This window comes from Amycolatopsis sp. NPDC059021 (assembly GCF_042739895.1).
Lineage (GTDB): Bacteria > Actinomycetota > Actinomycetes > Mycobacteriales > Pseudonocardiaceae > Amycolatopsis.
Genome location: NZ_JBHYIQ010000106.1, coordinates 26,976 through 33,578, shown reverse-complemented (window position 1 = coordinate 33,578; position 6,603 = coordinate 26,976). Strand labels below are relative to the sequence as shown.

Below are 6,603 nucleotides of genomic sequence, written 5' to 3'. Positions count from 1 at the left end.
GCCAACCTAAATACCCTTACCCCACCCACCCCCCCACCCCCCCCCCCCCGTCCCTAAACGCCAACCCCCGGGGGCTCGGACGCCCATAAGGTGGCCTTGACGGCAGAGGTACGTCAAGTTTGGTGACAGTGTTTTAAAACAGTGTTATGGTTGTGCTCCCCGATCGAGAAGGAGCCGGACATGCACGGACCCGTTCAGCTGTTCACCGTGATCGCGCTGGTCTCGCTGCCGACGGTCATGTACGGCGGCTACGCGCTGATGGGCGTACTGCGCCGCCGCGAACTGACCGAGTTCCAGCGCGGGATGTTCCGCGCCGGGCACGCGCACGCCGGCGTCCTGCTCGTCCTCACCCTCGCCGCGCTGCAGATCCTCAACCTCGGCGGACTCGGCGACACCGCCCGCTGGATCGTCTGCTTCCTGCTGCTGTTCGGTGTGCTCGCCCAGCCCGGCGGGATGTTCCTCAACCTGGCGGCCGGGAAACCCGGCAAGGCGGGCCACGCCGTCACCACCGGCGGCGCCGTGTTGCTGGCCGCCGCGATGCTGATGACCGCCTACGGCGTCGCGTTCCCCTGACGCCTGACGAACCTGTCGGACCCGGTCGTTAAGCTTGCTGACGTGCCTGAATACCTGCCCACCGCGCCGACCAGGGGAACCCGCGACTTCCTCCCCGCCGAGATGTCCGTCCGTACGCAGGTTTTCGGCCATCTCTACGAGGTGCTGGAGCGTCGCGGCTTCCTCCGGTACGACGGCCCCATTCTCGAACCCGCCGAGATCTACGAGGCCAAGTCCGGCCAGGAGATCGCCGACCAGCAGCTGTACACGCTCACCGACAAGGGCGGCCGCCGCCTCGCGCTGCGCCCGGAGATGACGCCGTCGGTCGCGCGCATGATCGCCGGGAACGCGAAGTCGCTGTCGTTCCCCGTCCGCTGGTACAGCCACCCCAACTGCCACCGCTACGAGAAACCGCAGCGCGGCCGGGTGCGCGAGCACTGGCAGATCAACGCCGACATCTTCGGCTCGGACAGCGCCAACTGCGAGATCGAGATCTTCGAGCTGGTCCACGACCTGATGACCGCGCTCGGCGCCACGCCGGACATGTTCGCGGTGCGCGTCAACGACCGGAACCTGCTGTCCTCGGCGCTGCTCGACCTCGTCGGCGTCAGCCCGGAGCACCTGGCGCAGGTGTTCGCGCTGGTCGACCGCTGGGAGAAGCTCGACAGCGAAAAGCTCGCGGAGAGCGCCGCCGAGATCGGCCTGTCGGACAAGCAGTTCAAGAAGCTCACCGAGGTGCTCGGCGCCGGGACGGCGCTGCTCGACGAGCTGCCCGAGCACGTCAAGGAGAGCTCGAACCTGGTCAAGGTCCTCGCGAGCAGCGCGGGGAGCCTGGTCCGGTTCGAGCCGTTGATCGTGCGCGGCCTGGCGTACTACACGTCCACCGTGTTCGAGGTCTTCGACACCTCGCCGGAGAACCGGCGCGCGCTGTTCGGCGGCGGCCGCTACAGCGACCTCGCGTCGCTGTTCACGCCGCAGCAGATCCCGGGCATCGGGTTCGGCATGGGCGACGTCACGCTGATGGACTTCCTCGAAACCCACGAGCTGGCCCCGTCCCCGCGCAGCGAGGTCGACGTCATGGTCGTGCCGGTCGTCGAAGAGCTGTCGGACGCCGCCCGCGAGGTCGCGACGTCACTGCGTCGTGCCGGGCTCCGCACCTCGACGCCGATCGAGCTGCGCAAGCTGGGCAAGGAACTCGCCCGCGCCGACAAGGCGGGCGCGGCCGCCGTCGTCATCGTCGGCCAGGAGGACTGGGCCGCCGGAAACGTCACCGTCCGCAGCCTCGCCACCCGCGAACAACACCAGGTCCCCGTCGCCGACGCCCCCGCCACCGTCCAGTCCCTGCTGTCCTGACCCGAACCGGCGCTCTCACGTGATCCACGACGGAACTCGCGTGATTGGACGCGTAACTCACGTGATCAGACGGAGAACTCGCGAGTTACGCCTCTGATCACGCGAGATCTCCGTCCAATCACGCGAGATGCGCGCCTGATCACGCGAGATGCGCGGCTGATCACGCGCGGAGGAAGCGGAGGGTGAAGGTGGCGCCCGCGCCGGGGACACCGCGGGCGGCGATCGTGCCGCCGTGCCCGGCGACGACCTCGCGCACCAGTGCCAGGCCGAGACCGAAACGACGTCCCTCACCGTCGGTGCCCCGGGCGAAACGCTCGAAGAGACGCGCGGCGTCCCGTTGTTCGAACCCGACACCGGAATCCCGCACGCACAGTTCGACGTGCCGCTCGTCCGGGGCACCCAGCGTCACCTCGATCGTCCCGCCCGGCGGCGTGTGCCCGATCGCGTTGTCCAGCAACGCCGAAAGCACGCGCCGCAACGCCGTCGGCACCCCCGGCACGACGTACGCGCCGCCATCGTCCGACACCGAGATCCGCACGTTCCGCTCCCCCGCGCGCACCGCCTCCGCCGCCACCGCCTGCTCCGCCAGCGCCCCGAGTTCGACCGGTTCCATCCGCGGCGGCTCCGCCCGCAACCGCGCCGAGAGCAACAGATCGTCGACGACCTCCCCCAGCTCCCGCGTCCCGCTCACCAGCTGGTCGACCTCCTCGGCCACCCGGGGCGGCACCGGCGAAACGCGCGTTCGCCGGGAAAGCAGCTGCGCCCGCGTGTGCAGCCGCGTCAACGGCGCGCGCAGTTCGTGGCTGGCGTCGGCGACGAACGTCCGCTGCCGCCGCAACGCCTCCCCCAGCGGCCGGATCACCCGGCCCGCCAGCAGATAGCCGGTGACCACGGCGGCGACCAGCGCCAGCGCCTCGGCAACGGCGAACCCGGTGAGCAGTGAATACCGGTCCTGGAGCTGGTAGATCTGCTCGAAGAACGCCTGCGAAATCACCCCGCCGTGATTCTCCGTGCGGATGCTGTAGACCATCCCGCCCAGTTCCCTGGTCTCGGTGAAAACGTTCCCGTCGGCGGGCACCCGCGCGAACGACTCCGTCACCGGCATCCCGGCAGGTGGCTGCCCCGGCGGCGCATGGCCACCGCCGCTGAACAGCCGCACACAGCCCGGCGGCGGCACGGACAACCCCTGCCGGATGGTCCAGGCCAGGGTGCGCTCGGCCTCCGCCCGCTGACCGCCGATCAGCACCGCGAACGCGATCACCCCGGAGACGAACACCAGCAGCGTGATCACCACCGCGATCTCGCCGGCGACCAGCCGCCGCGCCCGGCGCAGCTCCCGCGCCTCCGGGTCCCCGCGCGCGGGGATCACACCGCGCCGATCTGGTACCCGAGCCCGTGCACGGTGCGCACCACGCCCCGGCCGAGCTTGCGCCGCAGGTAGTACACATACGTGTCCACAATGGACTCGCCGGTCGAGTCCGCGAAGATGTTGCTGCGCAACGACTCCCGCGGATGGATGGCCTTCGGCCGCTGGGCCAGCGTGCGGAGCAGCTCGAACTCCCGCCCGGACAGCGTGACCCGTTCCCCGACGGCCAGCACCACCTCGTGCCGCCGCAGATCCAGCTCCGCCGTGCCGAGCGGGAGACTCTCCGCGTCGTCGAGATCCCGCCTGCCGAGCGCGCGCAGCCGCGCCAGCAGTTCCTCGGTCTCGAACGGCTTGACGAGGTAATCGTCCGCACCCGCGTCCAGCCCGTCCACCCGATCCCCGACATCGCCCAGCGCGGACAGCACCAGCACCCTCGTGGTGACGCCCTTGCGCCGGAGCGCGGCGAGCATCGCCAGCCCGTCCATCGCCGGAAGCCTGCGATCGACGATCATCACGTCGTAGCGCCCGACCAGGCCGAGATGCAGCCCGCGCTGGCCGTCGTGCGCCAGCACGGGTTCGTAGCCCTCGTCCGTGAGCAACTCGGCGAGCATCCCGGCCAGTTCGCGGTCGTCCTCGACCACGAGCACACGCTTTCCTGCCTCTTCGCGCACGAATTCATACTGGCAGTCATTTCCTCGTACTTGAACCCTCAACCCTGCGAAGAGAGGTCCGGCGGCGGACGAGAATCCGGCGCGAGTCCCGTTCACCGGGACATCGGCTCATCGCCCCGCCTCGTCGAAGTACGTGGCACACAAGCGTTTCCGTCGTGCGTCGAGCACCATGTAGGTACCGAAGACCAGTTGCGCGAGACTCCGCCAGACGTCCTCCCAGCGGTCCCGCACGAACATCACCGCCAGCGCACCGCGACGGCTTCGCGGCGCCTCCCGGGGCGTCAGCAGGCACGGGCCACGGTTCGGAATCGACCTCGTATGCGCGGCACTCGTCGCGAGCGTGTAGCGCCGGAGCACCTCCCGCAGCACGACACGCATGGTCACCGGCGCCAGCCCCCGCGCCGGGCACGGCCGGTTCTGCGTGCTGCCGAACGGAAGGAAGTTGACGTCCGAATAGGACACTGCGGACAGTTTGAGCCACCGGTCCGGATCGAACTTCTCCGGGCACTCGTAGCCGGCGTGGTGATATTCCGGGTAGCTGAAGCAGAGCACGCTGCCTTCGGGGATCGTGGTGTGCGCCAGTTCGATGTCCGCGGTGGTGATCCGGTGCGCGATCCCGAACAACGGGTAGACGCGCAGACATTCGTCGAGTACGCGATCGACGTAGTCCTCGTCGTCCGGATCGGCGGCGAGCCGCTCCTGGACGCCGGTATGCCGCGCCACGACCATCAGCAGGTGGGTCATCGCTTCGGACATCTGCACCACGGCGGTATTGAAGAACGTGCCCTGCAGGTAATACGTCTTCTCCACAGTGGACAGTCGTGTCGGCAGCGGATGCGGGACGTCGTCCAGCCGCCGGCGCAGGTAATCGGTCAACCGCTTCCGGCGGCGCATATGACGCGGGCGCACACATTTCAGGGCGGAGACGACGTCGTCGGCGTTGGCCACGATGAGCGCACGGGCCTCGGCCGGGCACTGTTCGCCGAACACCAGCTCGTAGTACAGCTCGGCCCAGATCGGCATCATCGCGTCCCGCAGCCGGACGAACCCGCCCTCGCCGAGTTCGCCGAGCACACGTGTCGCGCACCGCCGGGTCAGCTCCTCCGACTCCGCCTTCGTCCTGACCAGGATCTGCCGCGTCGTCTTCGCGACCTCGTCGTAGCGCGGTCCGGCCTCCAGATGTTCCTGGTGCACATGGGAACCCGGTTCGAGCCAGTACCAGAACAGGTCCGACAACGCGGCGCCCCGGCTGCGTCCCCCGGCGGCCGGATCGGCGTAGACCCGTTTGAAGTCCTCGATCCCGATCCGGTCGCCGGGGATCGGCACCCCCTCGTCCCCGTTGACCAGCGCGAAAATCCGCATCCGCAGCGCCACGATCCGTCCCGGCAGCCAGGATGGGAGCGTCACCACGAGCACGGCCAGCAGCGCCCTGAGCGCGAGCCGCCTCATCGGTGGCCCCGGACCAGGTCGACGGTGAGGTCACGCGGCGAGGTCGCGCCACACAGCGCGAGCGCATGGTCGAATTCCTCCCGTAGCTGCTCCAGTACCCGCGCGACGCCGTCGCGGCCCTCCGCCGCGAGACCCCACAGCACCGGGCGCCCGATGCCGACCGCCGACGCGCCGAGAGCAAGCGCTTTCGCCACGTCCGTGCCGCGCCGGATCCCGCCGTCGAGGATCAGCGGGACGGCGCCCGCGACCGCCGCGGCGATCTCCGGCAGCGCGTCGATCGTGGCGGGCACGGTGTCGAGCTGACGGCCGCCGTGGTTGGACACGACCAGCCCGGCGACGCCGTGCCGCACCGCGAGCCGCGCGTCCTCGGGATGCAGCACACCCTTGAGCAGGATCGGCAACGCGGTGAGCCGCCGCAGCCACTCGACGTGCTCCCAGGAGAACTCGGCCGACATCCCGATCGGGCGCACGCTCCCCGTGTCACCATGCCGCATGTTCTCCGCGACCATCCCCGCCGGCAGATCGTGGAAACCGTGGCGATCGTCGCGTTCCCGTTTGCCCATGACCGGCGAGTCGACGGTGACCACCAGCGCCTTCACCCCGGCCCGTTCGGCGCGGCGCACGATCGCCTCGGAGAATGCGAGGTCGGGCTGAAGGTAGAGCTGGAACCACAGGGCCGGATCCGGCGCGACCTCGCGCGCGGCCGCCGCGACGTCCTCGATCGCCATGGTCGAGGCCATGCTGACGATCATGATCGTGCCCGCCGCCGCGGCCGCTTTCGCTGTGGCCGCCTCCCCCTCCGGGTGCGCGAGCCGATGGAAAGCCGTGGGGGACACCAAGATCGGCATCGACGCCGTCGAGCCGAGCAGCTCGATGGCGAGGTCGCGTTTGCCGCTCCCCCGGAGAACCCTGGGCAGAAGGTGGAGACGGCGGAACGAGGTCTCATTGGACTTCGCGGTGATCTCGTCGCCCGCGGCTCCCGCGAAGAAGTCGTAGTGCGCCGGTTCGAGCTTCTGGCGTGCTGCCTCTTCGTAATCGGCGATCGCAGGCATCCGTCACCTCTCAGGCCCGTGCCGTCGGCTTCCGCCGCCAGCCTGCCCCGCCGATCTCAGAAAACCCTCAGAACCCGCCGCCGCGAGTCCCACACTCAAGCGCCCGAGTCCCACACTCACGACACCGAGTTCCTCATTCGCGGCGAACACGGTTCGCCGC

The 6,603-nt window shown here is 69.6% G+C and carries 6 protein-coding genes; 2 read left to right on the top strand and 4 right to left on the bottom strand.

All coding sequences use genetic code 11. The annotated features are described in order from the left end of the window. Positions 1 to 180 precede the first annotated feature (180 nt). Both ACFWX1_RS40110 and hisS read left to right on the top strand, forming a co-directional pair. Positions 181 to 573, top strand: coding sequence for a hypothetical protein (locus tag ACFWX1_RS40110; protein ID WP_378329467.1), 393 nt, complete (start codon positions 181 to 183; stop codon positions 571 to 573). 42 nt (positions 574 to 615) lie between these two features. Then, on the top strand, positions 616 to 1,905 hold the full coding sequence (hisS, locus tag ACFWX1_RS40105) for a histidine--tRNA ligase (protein WP_378395091.1): 1,290 nt from the start codon (positions 616 to 618) through the stop codon (positions 1,903 to 1,905). A gap of 160 nt (positions 1,906 to 2,065) precedes the next feature. On the opposite strand, the gene ACFWX1_RS40100 is transcribed toward hisS, so the two are convergent. The 4 genes from ACFWX1_RS40100 to ACFWX1_RS40085 all read right to left on the bottom strand — a co-directional run bounded on the left by ACFWX1_RS40100 (position 2,066) and on the right by ACFWX1_RS40085 (position 6,443). Continuing rightward, positions 2,066 to 3,274: a sensor histidine kinase gene (locus ACFWX1_RS40100; RefSeq protein ID WP_378395090.1), complete on the bottom strand. Its 1,209-nt coding sequence runs from the start codon at positions 3,272 to 3,274 to the stop codon at positions 2,066 to 2,068. After that, positions 3,271 to 3,918 carry a response regulator transcription factor gene (locus tag ACFWX1_RS40095; protein WP_378395098.1) on the bottom strand — a complete coding sequence of 216 codons (648 nt, stop codon included), beginning with the start codon at positions 3,916 to 3,918 and terminating at the stop codon, positions 3,271 to 3,273. Before ACFWX1_RS40095 ends, ACFWX1_RS40100 begins: the two co-directional genes overlap by 4 nt. Before the next feature lie 132 nt (positions 3,919 to 4,050). Continuing rightward, positions 4,051 to 5,391, bottom strand: a complete 1,341-nt coding sequence (locus tag ACFWX1_RS40090; RefSeq protein WP_378395089.1) for a cytochrome P450 — start codon at positions 5,389 to 5,391, stop codon at positions 4,051 to 4,053. Further along, positions 5,388 to 6,443 carry an alpha-hydroxy acid oxidase gene (locus ACFWX1_RS40085; RefSeq protein ID WP_378395088.1) on the bottom strand — a complete coding sequence of 352 codons (1,056 nt, stop codon included), beginning with the start codon at positions 6,441 to 6,443 and terminating at the stop codon, positions 5,388 to 5,390. Before ACFWX1_RS40085 ends, ACFWX1_RS40090 begins: the two co-directional genes overlap by 4 nt. Between the last annotated feature and the right edge of the window lie 160 nt (positions 6,444 to 6,603).